The organism is Kitasatospora sp. NPDC054768, from assembly GCF_053612025.1.
Window position 1 is genome coordinate 1 of record NZ_JBSHBN010000200.1, and the last position, 15,814, is coordinate 15,814.

Genomic DNA, 15,814 nt, shown 5'->3' on the forward strand with positions numbered 1-15,814 from the left:
GACCCGACTTCCTGCGCACGTCGTGCCCTCCCCATTGTCCCGGCACGGCCCGTGAGTTCTCCCCGGCGAGGCTCCCGGGTTTCCCGCCCAGGCCCCGGGTCCTTCCCGCTACCGCCGCCGCCCCGCCGCCAGCAGCTCGGGCACGCTGGCGAGCTTCACCCGGGGCCGCCCCTCGGCCTCGCCGCGCTCGCGTTCCGCGCGCTCCACCGCCCGCAGCTCCCGCAGCCCCACCGCGTCCGGCCGCCGGTGACGCACCAGCCGCTCGAAGTCCTTGCGGCCCGCCTCCGGGACGGGCAGCGCCCGGGCGGCCGCGTCGTCCAGCAGCGCGTCCACGGTCTCCCGCGCGCAGGCCCGGTTGGCGCCGATCCCGCCGGACGGCCCGCGCTTGGCCCAGCCCACCACGTACGTCCCCGGCAGCGGCCGGCCGGTCGCCGGGTCGACGACCCGCCCGTTCCGGTGCGCGACCGTCCCGGCCCGCTCGTCGAACGGCAGCCCGGGCAGCGGTACGCCCCGGTGTCCGATCGAGCGCACCACCAGCCCGGCCCGGAGCACGTCCGTCGCCCCCGTGCCCTCGACCCGGCCGTCCGCCGTCGGGGTGGTCCGCTCGACGGTCAGGGCCTCGACCCGCCCGTCCCCGGAGAGTTCGACCGGCGCCGACAGGAACCGCAGCACGATCCGCCGCCCCGGCCCGGGCTCCGCGGACCCGTCGAACGGCACCAGCGGCAGCCCGGCCAGCAGCCCCGCTCCCGCCGCCGTGCCCGACTCCGCACCGGACCCCGATCCCGCTTCCGCCACCGCCGCCTCGATCGCCGCCCGCACCTCCGGGTGGTCCTCGACCACCACCTCTACGCCCGGCAGCTGCCGCAGGGCCAGGAACTCCGCCCTGGTCCACGCCGCCTGTCCGGGCCCGCGCCGGGCGAGCAGCACGACCTCCCGGACCCGGCTGCGGCGCAGCGCGGCCAGGGCGTGGTCGGCGATGTCGGTGGCGGCGAGCCGGTCGGGGTCGGTGAGCAGGATGCGGGCGATGTCCACCGCGACGTTGCCGTTGCCGATCACCACCACGCGCTGGGCCGACAGCTCCACCGCGTCGGCGGGCACGGTCGGTTCGGCGTTGTACCAGCGGACGAAGGCGGTCGCGGGCAGGCTGCCCGGCAGGTCCTCGCCGGGGACGCCGAGCCGTCGGTCGGCGGCCGCGCCGACCGCGTACACCACCGCGTGGTGGTGCGCGGCGAGCTCCTGGTGGGTGAGGTCCGTACCGATCTCCACGTTGAGGTGCATCCGCAGCCGGGGGTCGCGGAAGACGCTCGCGAAGCTCTCCGCGATCCGCTTGGTGGACTGGTGGTCGGGCGCGACGCCGTGCCGCAGCAGGCCGCCGGTGACCGGCAGCCGGTCGATCATGGTGATCTCGGCGCTGGTGCCGCGCAGCAGTTCCTGCGCGGTGTACCCGGCGGAGGGGCCGGTGCCGACGACCGCGATCCGCAGCGCGCCGAGCTCGTCCGGCAGGCTGCGCGGGAAGCTGGGCGCGCCCCAGGCGTGGTCGCTGGGGTGGTCGCGGAACCAGTCGCGGTTGAGGTCGCCGAACACGGTGTCGGGCCCGCGCAGCCGGTCGACCGGGTACACCGCGTCCACCGGGCAGGCGTCCGCGCAGGCGCCGCAGTCGATGCAGGCCCGCGGGTCGATGTACAGCATGTCGGTGGTGCCGAACTCCGGCTCGTCCGGGGTCGGGTGGATGCAGTTGACCGGGCAGACGGACACGCACGAGGCGTCGTTGCAGCAGGTCCGGGTGATCGCGTAGGCCATGGCCGGGTGGGGTCCTCGCTGCGCGTGGGGGATGGGGCGGCTTGGTGGCGACGGTCCGTCAGAGCATGTGCACCCGGCGGTAGACGGCAGCCGAGCGGCTGGTGAGCAGTCCGGTCTCGGCGAGGAAGGCCATCAGGTGCCGGGAGCTGGTGCGCATCATCGCCTTGCGGTGCTCGCTGGCCCGCACCTCGGCGAGCGCCCGCTGCACGTCGAGCCCGGCGGCCTTGTAGACGCCCGGGTGCACCATGCTGGTGACGATGACGTACGCGCCCACGGCGATGCCGGTGGCGGAGGCGCGCCGGCGGGCGGGGCTCGCGTGGCGCATCCGCTCGCGGATCTCCTGCCGGGCGAACTTCATGTGCCGGGACTCCTCGACCACGTGGATCCGGGAGGTGCCGCGGACGATCTCCAGGACGTTCTCGCCGCGCATCCAGTCGCGCTGCATGACGTCGAGCACCTCTTCGGCCACCAGGATGCCGCCGTAGGAGAGTTCGCCCTTGGCGAGCGCCTTGAAGGCGCGGCCGGCCTGGGCGATCAGCTTGTGCGGGCGGTAGGCGGGGACGCCCATCTTGGCGCAGGCCCGGGCGAACATGATCGAGTGGCGGCACTCGTCGGCGATCTCGGTGAGCGCGAACTGGAACGCGGCGTCGGCGGGGTTCCTGAGGTACTGGTCGCGCAGCACCATCTGCTGGAGGATCATCTCGAACCAGATGCCGGTGTTCATGATCGAGCAGACCTCGTGCCGGGTGAGCACGACCCGCTGGCGCTCGGTCATCTCGTCCCACAGCCGGGTGCCGTAGAGGGTGCTCCACTCCGGGTTGAGGCCGTAGTGGTCCTCCGGGAGGGGGGCGTCCCAGTCGATCTCGGTCGAGGGGTCGTAGGAGAGGGTGGCGGCCGACTCCAGCAGCCGCTTCGAGACGTCGTCGTCGGCCTCGGTGTGGCCGTGCCCCGTCTGCCGGGTGAGCGCCATGGCTGCCTCCAGGTGCCTGTCTCCGCGGGCTCCCGCTCACCCGCTTATTAGACGGACAGTACAATAAGAGTCGGTCGCCGAGAACCCCCTGTGCGGCAACGACCCGGCGCGCGGCCGTATGGTTCGCGCCCCCTGCCCGTCCGTGCCCGCCCCGGGTGCGTCCCGCCGCGCGCCGAAGGGCGGAACCCGCCCACGGGGTCCCGCCCTTCGCCGTACCCTCCGCTGCGCCGGCCGCGCCGCTGCGCCGTACGCGCTACGCCTCGCCGATCGCCTGCCGCAGCGCCTCCGCCGCCTCGGCCGTCGCCTCCCGGAAGCGGCCCCCGATGCCGAGGTAGTTGGCGTACCCGTGGATGAGGTCCGGCTGCCGGCTCAGCCTCACCGCGACCCCGGCCTCCCGCAGCGCCCGCGCGTACGCCTCGCCCTCGTCGCGCAGCGGGTCGAAGCCCGCAGTGCCGATGTACGCGGGCGGCAGGCCGGTCAGGTCCTCGGCGAGCAGCGGCGACAGCCGCGGGTCGGTGCGGTCGGCGGGCGCGGGCGCGTAGCGGTCGGCGAACCAGTCCATGTCCGCGTCGGTCAGGAAGAACCCGTCGGCGAACAGCCCGCGCGAGGGGTGCCGGACCGAGGCGTCGGTCGCCGGGTAGAGCAGCAGCTGGAACACCGGGGCGGGCCCGCCCCGCCGGACGGCCTGCTGGGCGACGACGGCCGCCAGGTTGCCGCCCGCGCTGTCCCCGCCGACCGCGATCCGCTCCGGGTCCGCGCCCAGGTCGGCCGCCTCGGCGTGGGCGTGGTCGAGGGCGGCCAGCGCGTCCTCGGCCGCCGCCGGGAACACGTGCTCGGGCGCCAGCCGGTACTCCACCGACAGCACCCGCACCCGCGCCCGCCGGGCGAGGAAGCGGGCGACGTGGTCGTGGCTGGCCCGGCTGCCGACCACCCAGCCCCCGCCGTGCAGGAAGACCAGCAGGCCGGAGCCCGTCGCCAGCCCGTCCGGGGTGTACAGCGTGGCGGCCAGCTCGCCGTGCTCCCGCGGGATGCCGACGCTCCGTACGGCCACCGCACGGTCCTGCGGCCCGCCCACCAGGTGCCGCGCGTGCTCCATCGCGGCCCGCGACGACCCGACCCCGCCCGGCATCACCAGGGCCGCCTTGGACAGCCGTTGGAGCTTGAGCATCAGCTGCGCGTCCAGCGCGAGCGTCTGCCCGTCGCGGACCACCGGCTTGCCCGCGATGGCCCGCCGCAGGCCCTCCGGCAGGGCGTACGCGGCGCGGACGACGGCGGCCTGGATCCGGACGGGCGGTGGGATCGTCATCTCTTCTGCCTCCTGAGGGCAGCCCCGGAACGGTGTCGGGGCGGTGTCGGGGCGGTGTCGGGGCGGTTCTGCCGGAACCGGGAGCCCATGATGGGCCCCTCCCACCGGACGTGGAAGCCTCCTGGACACCGCCTGAACCCGCCCTCGACCCCGCCGCGCGCCGTCGGCCCGCCCGCTCAGGCGCCGCGCCGGTCCTGCGCGTCGAAGGACGCCAGCGTGCGCGCGCCCGGTTCGAGCGCCCGGCGCAGTGCGGCCAGCACGTCCGCCTCCAACCCGCCGACGGCCTCGGCGAGTTCCTCCGCCACGTCCGCCGCGATCTCCTCGGCCACGGCGTCCGCGGCCGTACGGGGCCCCAGTTTGCCGACGGCGGCCGCGGCCCGGGCGGGGGTGAGCAGGGCGGAGGCCTGGACGAGGAGCCAGGCCGGGACGCCGGCCGCACCCCGGGGCGGGGGGAGGTACGGGCGGGCGCCGTCGTAGCGGTCGTCCTCGGCGAAGGCCTGCTGCTTCACCTTCACCAGCGGACGGGCCGGGCCGGACTCGTGCCACTCGCCGGCGGGTTTGAGGACGTACCCCTCGGCGAGGTTGTCCGGCAGTTCGGGCAGGCCGAACAGCGCGGGCACCCGGGTGGGGTAGCGCACCGGCAGGTCGTGCAGGGCGGCCAGGGGGCCGTGCCCGAGCAGGGGCACGCAGGTGAGCCCGGCGGCCCGCGCGGCCGTGCGCAGGGTGCGGTCGGCGATCCACCGACGGCCCTCGGGCGTCTCGACGGTGGCGTCGAACGGCAGCCAGCGCAGGCCGGGGGCGTACCAGACGCCGGTCTGGACCGGGTCGACCCCGGGGGCGGCGGGCACCCCGGGGTGCGGGTAGCGGCCGCCGGCCAGTTCCCCGTAGATCGTCACCGCGGCGGCGCCGTCCCCGCGCACCGCGGCACCGTCCCGGGTCCCGCGCACCGCGGCGGCGAACCGGGCCGCCGCGACGGACAGTTCGGGCCAGATCCGGCTGACGCCGAAGAAGGCGTCCAGGCCCTCGTCGTCCAGCAGTTCACGCCGCTTCGCGGCCCGCACCGAACCGCCCTCGCAGACCACCGCGAAGTGCGCCCCGTGCACCTTCTCGGCCGCGGTCCACTCCCGGCTGCCGGGCCCGCCGGAGCGGCCGCGCGCGGGGATCTTGGGGTAGGGCCGCAGCTCGGGCCCGTCTGACTCCGTCTCGAAAACCGTCTCGGACACGAACGGCATCCTCGCCGCCGGGCCCGCCGCGCGGCCGGCGGGGGTCAGATCCCCCAGGCCGCCCGCAGCTCCGCGAAGGCCTCGTGGAACCCCGGGAAGGTCTTCCGCACGCAGCCCGGGTCGTCGAAGGTGATGCCGGGCGTGCGCAGCGAGGTGACGGCGAAGGACATCACGATCCGGTGGTCGGAGTGGGTGGTGATCTCGGCCGGGCGCGGGGTGCCGGGCCGGATCTCGATCCAGTCGTCCCCGGTGGCCACGGTGATGCCCATCGCGCGCAGGTTGTCGGCGCAGGCCTCCAGCCGGTCGCACTCCTTGACCCGGGTGTTGTGGACGTCCTCGATCCGCACCGGGCCGGTGGCGAACGGGGCGATGGCCGCGAGTGTGGGCATGGTGTCGGAGATGTCCCGCATGTTGACGGTGATCCCGCCGAGCCGGCCGTCGCCGGCCACGGTCGTGCGGTCGCCGCCGATGTCCACCCGGGCGCCCATCCGCCGCAGCACGTCCACGAACCGCAGGTCGCCCTGGAGCGCGTCCCGGCCGAGGCCCGGGACGGTGACCTCGCGGCCGGCCAGGGCGGCGGCGGCGAAGAAGTAGCTGGCGGTGGAGGCGTCCGGTTCGATCGGGTGGTCGGCGGCCCGGTAGCCGCCGGCGGGCACCTCGAACACCTCGCCGGCGGGGGTCCGTTCCCGCTTCACCTCGACCCCGAAGTCGCGCATCATCGCCAGGGTGATGCCGATGTACGGGGCGGAGACCAGCCGGGCGACGGTGATCCGCAGGCCGTCCCGGGTGAGCGGGCCGAGCAGCAGCAGCGCGGTCAGGTACTGCGAGGACTGCCCGGCGTCCAGGGCGAGTTCACCGCCGCGGACGCCGTCGGCGACGACCGTCAGCGGGTGGTGCCCCTCGGCCTCCTCGTGCCGCAGGTCCACGCCCAGCTCGCGCAGCGCCCGGGTGAGCGGGGCGACCGGGCGGCGGCGCATCTGGGCGGAGGCGTCGAAGCGGTAGGTGCCGCGGCCGGCGGCGGCGAGGGTGGGCAGGAAGCGCGCGGTGGTGGCGCCGTCCCGGCAGTACACCTCGGCGTCCGGCACGGCGGGCCCGGACGGGCGGCCCTCCACCCGCCAGGTGTCGGCCGTCCGTTCGATCCGGTACCCGAGGGTGTCCAGGCCCTGCACGAAGCCCTCGGTGTCGTCCGAGGACAGCGGGCGGCGCAGGGTGGTCACGCCCTCGGCGGCGGCGGCCAGGAACAGGGCCCGGGCGGTGATGGACTTGGATCCCGGGATCTCCACAGCGGTCACGGCAGGCTCTCCCAACACGAGTGTCCGACAGGCGTCTCCGGTGACGTCGGGCCCGATCCTGCCGCACCCGGCCGCCGCGTTCGCCGGCCTTCCACGGACTGGACGGTGACGCGGGCGACAACAGCGGGCGAAGGATCGGCGGGCGACGGATCGGCGGGCGACGGATCAGCAGCGCGCCCAGAGCCCGGCCAGGTGCGCGTGCAGGACCTCCTCCGCCTCCCCCACCGTCCGGTGCCCGACCAGCACGTGCGTGGTGAGCCCGTCGGCGAGGGCGAGCAGCGCGCGGGCCTCGGTCCGTGCGACGACGGCCCCGCCCGCGGCCGCCCCGCCGATCACCGATCCGCCGACGGCCGCCCCGCCGGCGGCTTCCGTGACCAGCCGCACCATCAGGTCCTCCAGTGCCGCGTAGCTGCCGCGCAGGGTCGCCGCCAGTGCCGGGTTGACGGCGGCCCCGGCGACGAAGGCGAGCCAGATCCTGGCCTCGGCCCGGTGCTCCTCGCGCAGCAGCGCCACCTCGCCCGCCACCAGTCCGAGTTCGCTGGCCGCCGACTGCGCCGGGCCGGCCGCGAGCCGGCTCCGCACCCGCTCGGAGACCCGCGCGCCGATGTGCGTGAGCGCGAACAGGAGCATCTCCTCCTTGGTGCGGAAGCAGCGCTGGACGGCTCCCATCGAGACCTCCGCCCGGGTGGCGACGTCCCGCAGCGTGACGCCCTCCAGCCCGTGCTCGTCCACCAGCAGGCAGACCGCCTCGGCGATCCGCCGGCGCCGGCCCTCGTGGTCCACCTGTTTGGGCATCCCCGGTCTCCCTCCGCGTTCCTTCGGTCCTCGTTCGCCCTCGTCGGTCCTCGTTTTTATTCGATGCAAGCGTATCGGTTTCCGGACTATGGTGATTCCGTTCCGATGCGGTCGCATCGGAACCAGGCCGAGGAGAGCCGAGGAGAACTCCCATGCCCCTGTGGAGCAAGCCCGCCACCGAACTCGCCGCCGCCGTGCGCACGGGCGAGGTGTCGGCACTGGACGTGGTGGACGACCACCTGGCCCGGATCGCGGAGGTCAACCCGTACCTGAACGCCGTCACCCAGCTGCTCGCCGACCGGGCCCGCGCGGCCGCCCGGGAGACCGACCGCCGCCGGGCCGCGGGCGAGGAACTGGGTCCGCTCGCGGGCGTGCCGTTCACCGTGAAGGAGTGCACTCCGATCGCCGGCGTGCCGACCACCTTCGGCAGCCCGCGCTTCCGCGACCACGTCGCCGCCGCCGACGCCGTCCCGGTGGCCCGGCTGCGCGCGGCCGGGGCGATCCCGATCGGCCACAGCAACCTGCCGACCCTGATCCTCGCCGGGATGCACACCCGCAGCGAGCTGTACGGCGACACCCGCAACCCGTGGGACGCGCGCCGCACCCCCGGCGGCAGCAGCGGCGGGGACGGCGTGGCGGTCGCCGCCGGCATGGCCCCGCTCGGGCTCGGCAACGACTCCGGCGGCTCCGTCCGCGTCCCCGCCTCCTTCTGCGGGGTCGCCGCCCTCAATCCGACCACCGGCCGGTTCCCCGCCGACCAGCGCCTGATCGGCCCGGACGACCCCGGCCCGGCCTCCCAGGTCCTGGTCGCCGACGGCCCGTTGGCCCGTACGGTCGCCGACCTGCGGCTCGCCTACGAGACGCTGGCGGGCACCGACCCGCGCGACCCGCGCGCCGTGCCCGTCCCGCTGTACGGGGAACCGCTCGCCGCCCCGATCAAGGTCGCCGTCGTCGCCGATCCGGGCGGTCACGGCAGCCACGGCGGCCACGGGGTGCACCCCACCGTCCGCCGCGCCGTCGAGACCGCCGCCGACGCGCTGCGCGACGCCGGGTACGACGTCCGGGAGGTCCCCGACGTCCCGCGGATGGAGGAGGCGCTCGACGCCTACCACCGCCTCGCCGTCACCGAGTTCGCGCCGAGCTGGCCCGTCGTGCGGCAGTTGCTCGGCGAGGGCGGCGACCGCTACATCGAGCTGATGATGCGCGGCGCCCGGCCCGTGGACGCCCCCGGCCTGATCCGGTTGATGAGCGTCTGGATGAGCATCCGGCGCTCCTGGACGGAGTTCCTGCACGAGTACCCGCTGCTGCTGGGCCCGGTGTTCACCGAGCCGCCGGTCGAGCCCGGACTGGAGTCCCGGGACCAGGCGGGCCGCGACCGGGTCGACTCGGCCATGCGGCTGTGCTCGGTGACCAGCTTCGTCGGCGTGCCGGCCGTCGCCGTCCCCACCGGCCTCGCCGCGGACGGCCTGCCCACCGGCGTCCAGCTCGTCGGCCGTGCCTTCCGGGAGGACCTGTGCCTGGCCGCCGCCCAGGCCGTCGAGGACCGCCTCGGCACCCTCACCCCGATCGACCCCGTGCGGTAGCGGCCCTCGGGGCCGTCGCGGCTCCGGGGCCGTGGCGGCTCCGGGGCCGCGCCCCCGCCCGCCCCGCCGGCTACGCCCCCGGCAGCCCCGGCACCACCAACCCGCTCTCGTACGCGATCACCACCGCGTGGGTCCGGTTCTGCGCGCCGAGCTTGCCCAGCACGTTCCCCACGTGCGTCTTGACGGTCTCCTGGCTGACGGCGAGCGCCTGCGCGATCTCCGGGTTGGACAGTCCGGTCGCCATCAGCCGCAGCACGCCCTCCTCCCGCCCGGTCAGCGCCGCCCGGGGCAGCGCCTCGGCCGAGTCCAGCGGCCGGGCCGCGACCATCCGGCTCAGCGCGGCGGGGAACAGCACCGCCTCCCCCGCCGCCGCCACCCGCACCGCCTCGGCGATCTGCGGGACGGGCCGCCGCTTCAGCACGAAGCCGCTGGCGCCGGCGCTCAGCGCGGCGGTGACGTAGGCGTCGTTCTCGAAGGTGGTGATCACCACGACCTTGGGCGGGTCGGCGTGCTCCCGCAGCAGTTCGCGGGTGGCGTCGATGCCGTTGCGGCGCGGCATCCGCACGTCCATCAGCACCACGTCCGGCCGCAGCAGCCGGGCCTGCTCGACCGCCTCGATGCCGTCGGCGGCCTTCCCGACCACCGTGATGCCGGGCTGGGCGCCGAGCAGGGTGCCCAGGCCGCTGCGGGTGAGGGGGTCGTCGTCGGCGATCAGGACGGTGACGTCGGACGGCGCGCCCGCGTCGGGGCCTGCGCCGCTCACGCCGACCACCGCATCGGCAGCCGGACCGCCAGCCGCCACTGCCCGTCGCCGTCCGGGCCGGCCTCGAACTCGCCGTGCAGCAGCCGCACCCGCTCGGCCAGCCCGGGCAGGCCGTGCCCGGAGGTCGGGAAGCCGCTCGCGCCCGGTCCTTCGGCCGCGCCCGCCGTCCCGTTGACCACGGTCAGCTCCAGTTCCTCCGGTCCCGCCGTCACCCGCAGCTCGATCGGACCGCCGGTGCCGTGCCGCAGCGCGTTGGTCAGCCCTTCCTGGACGATCCGGTAGGCGGCCCGGGAGAGGGTGCCCTGCACCTGCGCGAGGTCCCCCGTGGTCCGCGGCGCCACGACGGCGCCCGCGTGCCGCAGCCGGTCGATCAGCTCGGGCAGGTCGGCGAGGGTGCGGGTCGGGGCGGTGCCGGTCTGCTCCTCGCGCAGTGCGCCGAGCACGTAGTCGAGGTCCTCCAGCGCGGCCCGGGTCGATTCCTCGATGCTGCGCATGGCGGCCCGCGCCGCCGCCGGGTCGTCGGCGAGCACCTCCCCCGCGACGGCCGCCTGGATGGTGGCGGCGGTCAGGGTGTGCCCGATGGAGTCGTGCAACTCGTGGGCCAGCCGGTTGCGTTCGGCCAGCAGCCGCTCCCGCTCGGCGGCCAGGGCGAGCCGCTCGGCGGGCGAGGGTCCGAGCAGTCGCGGTGCCAGCCACCGCAGCGCCCCCGACGCCCCGGCGAGCAGCACCGCCGCGAGGACCAGGCTGAGCGCCCCGATGACCCACGACCAGACGCCGGTCACGTCCACGCCCCAGCCGAAGAGGCTGACCCGGGCCGAGCCCTCCACCCATCGTCCCGGCAGCGTCATCCCCATCACGAGGAGCGTGCTGCCGCCGATCAGCACCGTCCACCCGAGCGCCACGTGCGCCACCACGAACGCCGGCGTCCGCCAGCGCTCCGCCGTGGCCCCCTTCACCGGGGCGGGCACCGCGACGCCCAGCAGTCGCCGCGCGCCCGCCGCCAGCACCCGGCGCACCGCTCGGGGCAGCCCGGCCACCGCGAGCAGCAGCACCCACAGCGGCAGCGCCAGCCAGACCGTGTCCGGCCGCCCGGACACCCCGAGCGTCATCCCGAGCGCCACCATCGCCACCGGCAGCCCGGCCAGCGCTCCGAGTACCGCGAACAGCACCCCCGTGTACGTCGACCTGCGCAGCAGCAACCGCATTCCCTTGATCATGTTCGCCAGTATCACCGGCCTCCTCGCCCCCGCCCTCCCCCGATCGAGGGAGGAGCTCCGGCGGCCTCTCCCGGCGACCCGTCGGGGGCACATCGGCGGTCGCCGGTGGGGGTCGACGGGGGGTCTGCGAGGGGTCGGTGGGGGGCGGCGGTGGTCGCCGCGAACTCGACCGGATCGCGACCACCCGTTCGCGTGAATACGGGTCGAAGCCGCCGCCAGGCCGCCGGAGTTCCAGACCATCGCATGAATGACGATCAATCAAAAGCTCTTCCGACAAGGCCTTGTGGCGACCGCTTCCACCGTCGCGGCGCTGGCCGCGACGGCCGCCCAGGCCGCACCCGTCCAGCGGGACGACGGCCCGCACCGCTACAAGGTGTCCATCCGGAGCGCCGGGGCCTGGGCGCTGCCCGCCGGCCTGACCTCCTTCACGGTGTACGCCCGGGGGCCCGGCGGCGGCCCGTCCGGTCGGGACGGCCGCCCGGGCACCCGCCGCCAGGGCACCCGCCACAGTCGTCCGACATCGCACGAGACCGCCCCAAACCGTTCGGAACCGCTCCGCCGCCACCCCGCGGACGCGCCCAAAAGGGGTGTGATTCCGGCCGATTCGGCGATCGCCCTGCCAACGAACCGACCGTGGATGAGACTTGGCCGTCGGACCGGGAACCCGACCGACCCGAATCCGACGGAGCATCAACTCTCTTGATCCACTTGATCGTTGACACGACAGGAGTTTCCGGATGGCTGGTTCCCCCACCCTTCGCAGAGCCGCCCCGGCCGCCGCCGCGGCGGCCGTCGCCCTGCTGCTCGGCCCGGTGCCCACGGCCGCGGCGGCAGACCCGGGCGCACCACTGCCGACCCCGCACCTGCTGCCACTGCCCGCGAACGCCGCCCCGCTCAGCTCGGTGTACGACCTGAACAACGCGGGCGACATCCTCGGCGAGACCTACCTGAACATCCCCAACCGGTTCGCCCCGCGCGCGCTCCGCTGGAACGCCCACCGGTCCGGCGTCACCACCCTGGAACCGCTGCCCGGCGAGGTCGCCACCCGCCCGGGCTCCCTGAACGCTTCGGGCGTCGCGGTCGGGGTCTCCTTCGCCACGCTGACCGACAACCACCCGGTCCGCTGGGCGGCGGACGGCACCCCGACCGCGCTGGAGCTGCCGGCCGGAGCCCGCGGCGGCAGCGCGTCCAGGATCAACAACGCCGGTGTGGTGATCGGCGGCTGGTACGACTCCGGCTACCGGTCCAAGCCCTTGAAGTGGCAGGCCGACGGCACCCGGGTCGACCTGCCGCTGCTGCCCGGCGACGGCACCGGCTCGGCCTCGTTCATCAACGACGCGGGCTTCGTCATCGGCTGGTCCTCGGGGTCCGTCGGCGGCGAGTCCCGGACCCGGACGGTGGTCTGGAGCGCGTCGGGCGACGTGACGGCGCTTCCGCTCCCCCCGGGGATCGACGCGGCCGGGGTCGTCCGGATCACCAACGACGGCGTGATCCTCGGCCAAGGACGGCGCGCGGGGGGCACCGAGTTCGACCGGGTGGTGGCCTGGGACGCGAACGGCACCGCCCGGGACGTCGCCTACGGCCGGCTGAGCTCCGTCAACAACGCGAACACCATCGCCGGAACGACGTTCGGTGCCGACCGCTCCGAGCATGCCGCGCGCTGGACCCTGGACGGCACGCTGACGCTGCTCGACGCCCCGGCGGGCCGGCAGGCCTGGGCGAGCACGATCAACGCCGCGGGCACGACCGTCGGTTTCGCGGAGGGTCCGACCCCGTACCGCCGCACGCCGGTGCTGTGGCGGCCCGACGGCACGGCCGTGCCGCTCCCGCCGTCCTCGCTCGGCCCCTACGCCCGGGCCCTCCTCGTCAACGAATCCGGGGTGATCGCCGGGGATGCCACCTGGTACGACGCGCCGAACGCGCAGGACCTCCCGCGCGCGATGATCTGGAAGCCCTGATGGCCGCGGCCCGCCTCCACCTCGACCTCGACCTCGACAGGACGGACGCGACGGACGGGACGGGAGTCCGCCGGACGACCGGCTCGCGTCCCCCGCGCCCCGCGGCCCTCGTCGCCGCAGCGACCCTCGTCGCCACCGCCGCGTCCGCCGCCCTGCTGCTCGGCCCGGTGCCCACGGCCACGGCGGCCGCTCCGGCCGCACCGCTGCCGACCCCGCGGTTCCTTCCCGAACCGCCGGGCACCGCCTACAGCCTGGCGCGGGGCCTGAGCCGCGACGGCGCCGTCGTCGGCGAGTACTACGCGGACGTCTCCGGGCAGTTCACCCCGCGCGCCGTGCGCTGGCATCCCGACCATCTCGGCTACACCGTCCTGGCGCCGCTGACCGGCGACCTGTCCAGCCGCCCGGTGGGGCTCAACGGCACGGGCACCGTGGTCGGGCTCTCCTACCGGACGATGTCCGACAACCACCCGGTCCGCTGGGCCCCGGACGGGACCGCCACGGCGCTGGCGCTGCCGGCCGGTGTCCGCGGCGGCAGCGCGTCCTCGGTCAACGACGCCGGCGTGGTGGCCGGCGGCTCGTACGACGACACGTACCGGTCCAAGCCCCTGAAGTGGCGGGCCGACGGCACCAGGGTGGATCTGCCGCTGCTGCCCGGCGACACCGCGGGCTCGACCGCCGCCGTCACCAACGCGGGCGTCGTCGCCGGCACCTCCGAGCGGAGCCTCGGCGACGGCCGCTCCCAGGAGACCCCGGTGCTCTGGAGCCCGGCGGGCGCCGTGTCCGCGCTCCCGCTTCCGCCGGGCCTCGACGGGGCCCGGGTGGACGGGATGACCGACGACGGCGTGGTGCTCGGTCACGGGCGGCGCACCGGAGGCACGGAGTTCGACCGGGTGCTGGTGTGGACTCCCGGCGGCGCCGTCCGCGACGCCGGCTACGGTCGGACGAGGGCCGTCAACAGCGCGGGCACCGTGGTCGGGGCGACGTTCGACAGCCACCGCTCCGCCTTCGCCGCCCGCTGGAACCCGGACGGTACGCAGACCCTGCTCGACGGCCCGGCGGGCCGGCAGAGCGAGGCGATGGCGGTCAACGGCGCGGGAACCGCCGTCGGCGAGGCGCAGGGCCCGGACTGGAACCGCACCACGGCCCTGCTGTGGAGGCCCGACGGGACGGCCGTGCCGCTCCCGCCGTCCCCGCTCAGCCCGTACGCCCAGGCGCTGTTCGTCAACGACGCCGGGGTGGTCGCCGGGAACGCCGTCGAGCTCGACGCGGCCGGCGAGCCGGTCGCGGCCCACGTGATCGTCTGGAAGTCCTGACGGTTCGACGGCGGACGGCGCCTGCTCCGCCCGAACGATCCCTCAATACGATCACCCGATCGGCCATTTCCGCAGGTCGCAGCGGTGTGTCTGACGGTCCGTGAGGTCTGTTCGGATTGCGGCGCCGATTGCGGGGGCTGGCAGGGCATGGCTGTCTGGTTCTGGCAGGGCCGACCGGCGCTGCCAACTGTTACCCCGTACTCCCTGGAGGAGACCATCATGCGTGCCCTCAAGCGTGTCCTGGCCGTCAGCGCCCTCACCGTCCCGCTCGTGATCGGCGCCGCCGGCCTGGCCTCGGCCCACGGCAGCATCGACGCGAACTACGGCAAGGGCTTCTTCACCGCCAACGAGAACGGCGCCGGCCTCGCGGCCGTCGAGTCCCACGTCGGCCCCGACGGCGTCGAGCACGCCGACTTCTGGATCTGGGCCGACGACAACGGCGTCACCGGTTCGTTCACCGGCTCCGGCGCCACCTGGCAGCAGGGCTGACGAACCCCGCACCACCGCAGGTGCGGGCTCCGGGGCGGGCCTGATCCGGTCCCTGGAATGACGAAACGGCCGGTCGACCGCGAGGTCGACCGGCCGTTCTTTGTGTGGGGCACCGACGAGGCAGGGGGCGCACCAGCGATGGCGACCCCCGGTCGAACCCGCCGTCGCCCGGCTCGTCAGCCACGGGAACCTGACTCCACTGGCAGGAGGCCCGGACCGCACGTCGCGGTCCGGGCCCTGCCCCGCGCCCCTGCGGCGGCGGTGCGTCAGCTCTGTGCGGCGTCGTCGCCCGCCTGCGCGGCGCCTTCGGCCGTGCCCGTCTTGTCGCGCATCCTTCGCACCAGCTCCGCCTTCTGGTCGGCCGCACCCTGGCGGTCGAGGTTGCGGTGCGGACCGTTGTTCTGCCGTTCGGCGCGAGACAGCCTCTTGCGCTGGCCGCCCCCCATGCCCACGGGGTTGTTGATGTTCTTGCTCACGGTCAGGGTCTCCGGTCAATGATGTGAAGTGATCTACGGATTCATCGATAGGGGACGGTCGGCGACGTCGAAGGACGTCGACAGGAGCCCGTCACGCTCTCACTCGTAAATCGGTGTCTGGAAGAACACGACAAGAACGTTACCCGGGTCCGTCGACCCCACATACCAACCTTTTCGCTCCCCCGGCGTCGGCCGGGCCTTCGCCGCCCGCCCGGAGCCGGCTGCTTCCTGCCGGAAACCCGTCGGCGGCCTGACGGCACACCTCGGCCACAGGACCGACCGCCCGGCTCCGTCACCGCCAGAGCACCGGGCGCCCATCCCGCCCCACCCTGAGAGCCACATCCGACCGGCCACAACGCCACCGACCCGACACGGTCGAGGGACGGCCTCGACGCATGCCCGGACGACAAAACGGCCGGTCGATCCGAAGATCGACCGGCCGTTCGCTGTGCGCGAGGGGGGAGTTGAACCCCCACGCCCTTTCGGGCACTGGAACCTGAATCCAGCGCGTCTGCCTATTCCGCCACCCGCGCATCTGGGTGATGAGGAAAACTATAGACCATCTGGTGGGGTGCCTCCGACCACCCCCGGGCGAACGGGCGGCCGCCGCCCCGCACGCGGGGGTGCGG

The 15,814-nt window shown here is 75.1% G+C and carries 14 protein-coding genes and 1 tRNA gene; 5 read left to right on the forward strand and 10 right to left on the reverse strand.

Going from position 1 to position 15,814, the window contains the following annotated elements; translation table 11 throughout:
- Nucleotides 1-108: 108 nt before the first annotated feature.
- The 6 genes from ACWGKU_RS36505 to ACWGKU_RS36530 all read right to left on the reverse strand — a co-directional run bounded on the left by ACWGKU_RS36505 (nucleotide 109) and on the right by ACWGKU_RS36530 (nucleotide 7,386).
- Nucleotides 109-1,800, reverse strand: coding sequence for an FAD-dependent oxidoreductase (locus ACWGKU_RS36505; RefSeq protein ID WP_452180320.1), 1,692 nt, complete (start codon nucleotides 1,798-1,800; stop codon nucleotides 109-111).
- Nucleotides 1,801-1,858: 58 nt separating this feature from the next.
- Entirely contained in the window at nucleotides 1,859-2,770 is a 912-nt protein-coding gene (locus ACWGKU_RS36510) for an AurF N-oxygenase family protein (RefSeq protein ID WP_452180319.1), read from the reverse strand.
- Between the two features lie 253 nt (nucleotides 2,771-3,023).
- The gene (locus tag ACWGKU_RS36515) at nucleotides 3,024-4,076 is read right to left on the reverse strand and encodes an alpha/beta hydrolase (protein ID WP_452180318.1); all 1,053 of its coding nucleotides are present in this window, start codon (nucleotides 4,074-4,076) and stop codon (nucleotides 3,024-3,026) included.
- Nucleotides 4,077-4,252: 176 nt separating this feature from the next.
- Nucleotides 4,253-5,299, reverse strand: coding sequence for an RNA ligase family protein (locus tag ACWGKU_RS36520; RefSeq protein WP_452180317.1), 1,047 nt, complete (start codon nucleotides 5,297-5,299; stop codon nucleotides 4,253-4,255).
- Between the two features lie 44 nt (nucleotides 5,300-5,343).
- Nucleotides 5,344-6,591 (reverse strand): 3-phosphoshikimate 1-carboxyvinyltransferase, encoded by a 1,248-nt coding sequence (gene aroA, locus ACWGKU_RS36525; RefSeq protein ID WP_452180316.1) that lies wholly within the window; start codon nucleotides 6,589-6,591, stop codon nucleotides 5,344-5,346.
- Between the two features lie 165 nt (nucleotides 6,592-6,756).
- Nucleotides 6,757-7,386, reverse strand: a complete 630-nt coding sequence (locus tag ACWGKU_RS36530; protein ID WP_401051209.1) for a TetR/AcrR family transcriptional regulator — start codon at nucleotides 7,384-7,386, stop codon at nucleotides 6,757-6,759.
- Between the two features lie 152 nt (nucleotides 7,387-7,538).
- Between ACWGKU_RS36530 and ACWGKU_RS36535 the strand changes: the two genes are divergently transcribed.
- Complete coding sequence (locus tag ACWGKU_RS36535) at nucleotides 7,539-8,969, forward strand: amidase (RefSeq protein WP_401051206.1); 1,431 nt, start codon at nucleotides 7,539-7,541, stop codon at nucleotides 8,967-8,969.
- Between the two features lie 70 nt (nucleotides 8,970-9,039).
- On the opposite strand, the gene ACWGKU_RS36540 is transcribed toward ACWGKU_RS36535, so the two are convergent.
- The gene (locus ACWGKU_RS36540) at nucleotides 9,040-9,732 is read right to left on the reverse strand and encodes a response regulator (protein ID WP_401051204.1); all 693 of its coding nucleotides are present in this window, start codon (nucleotides 9,730-9,732) and stop codon (nucleotides 9,040-9,042) included.
- Nucleotides 9,729-10,949 (reverse strand): sensor histidine kinase, encoded by a 1,221-nt coding sequence (locus ACWGKU_RS36545; protein ID WP_452180315.1) that lies wholly within the window; start codon nucleotides 10,947-10,949, stop codon nucleotides 9,729-9,731. The genes ACWGKU_RS36540 and ACWGKU_RS36545 overlap by 4 nt, the downstream gene beginning before the upstream one ends.
- 247 nt (nucleotides 10,950-11,196) lie before the next feature.
- Between ACWGKU_RS36545 and ACWGKU_RS36550 the strand changes: the two genes are divergently transcribed.
- From ACWGKU_RS36550 to ACWGKU_RS36565, 4 genes are all read left to right on the forward strand, one after another.
- Nucleotides 11,197-11,652: a hypothetical protein gene (locus tag ACWGKU_RS36550; RefSeq protein WP_452180314.1), complete on the forward strand. Its 456-nt coding sequence runs from the start codon at nucleotides 11,197-11,199 to the stop codon at nucleotides 11,650-11,652.
- 34 nt (nucleotides 11,653-11,686) lie between these two features.
- Nucleotides 11,687-12,907, forward strand: coding sequence for a hypothetical protein (locus tag ACWGKU_RS36555; RefSeq protein WP_452180313.1), 1,221 nt, complete (start codon nucleotides 11,687-11,689; stop codon nucleotides 12,905-12,907).
- Nucleotides 12,907-14,220, forward strand: coding sequence for a hypothetical protein (locus ACWGKU_RS36560; RefSeq protein WP_452191728.1), 1,314 nt, complete (start codon nucleotides 12,907-12,909; stop codon nucleotides 14,218-14,220). The genes ACWGKU_RS36555 and ACWGKU_RS36560 overlap by 1 nt, the downstream gene beginning before the upstream one ends.
- A 219-nt stretch (nucleotides 14,221-14,439) precedes the next feature.
- Nucleotides 14,440-14,709: a hypothetical protein gene (locus ACWGKU_RS36565; RefSeq protein WP_452181096.1), complete on the forward strand. Its 270-nt coding sequence runs from the start codon at nucleotides 14,440-14,442 to the stop codon at nucleotides 14,707-14,709.
- 266 nt (nucleotides 14,710-14,975) lie between these two features.
- Here the strand turns inward: ACWGKU_RS36565 and ACWGKU_RS36570 are convergent, their stop codons facing one another.
- Together ACWGKU_RS36570 and ACWGKU_RS36575 are read right to left on the reverse strand one after the other, a co-directional pair.
- Nucleotides 14,976-15,191: a DUF6243 family protein gene (locus tag ACWGKU_RS36570; protein ID WP_452181097.1), complete on the reverse strand. Its 216-nt coding sequence runs from the start codon at nucleotides 15,189-15,191 to the stop codon at nucleotides 14,976-14,978.
- Between the two features lie 443 nt (nucleotides 15,192-15,634).
- A tRNA-Leu gene (locus ACWGKU_RS36575) sits at nucleotides 15,635-15,718 on the reverse strand.
- Nucleotides 15,719-15,814: the final 96 nt, after the last annotated feature.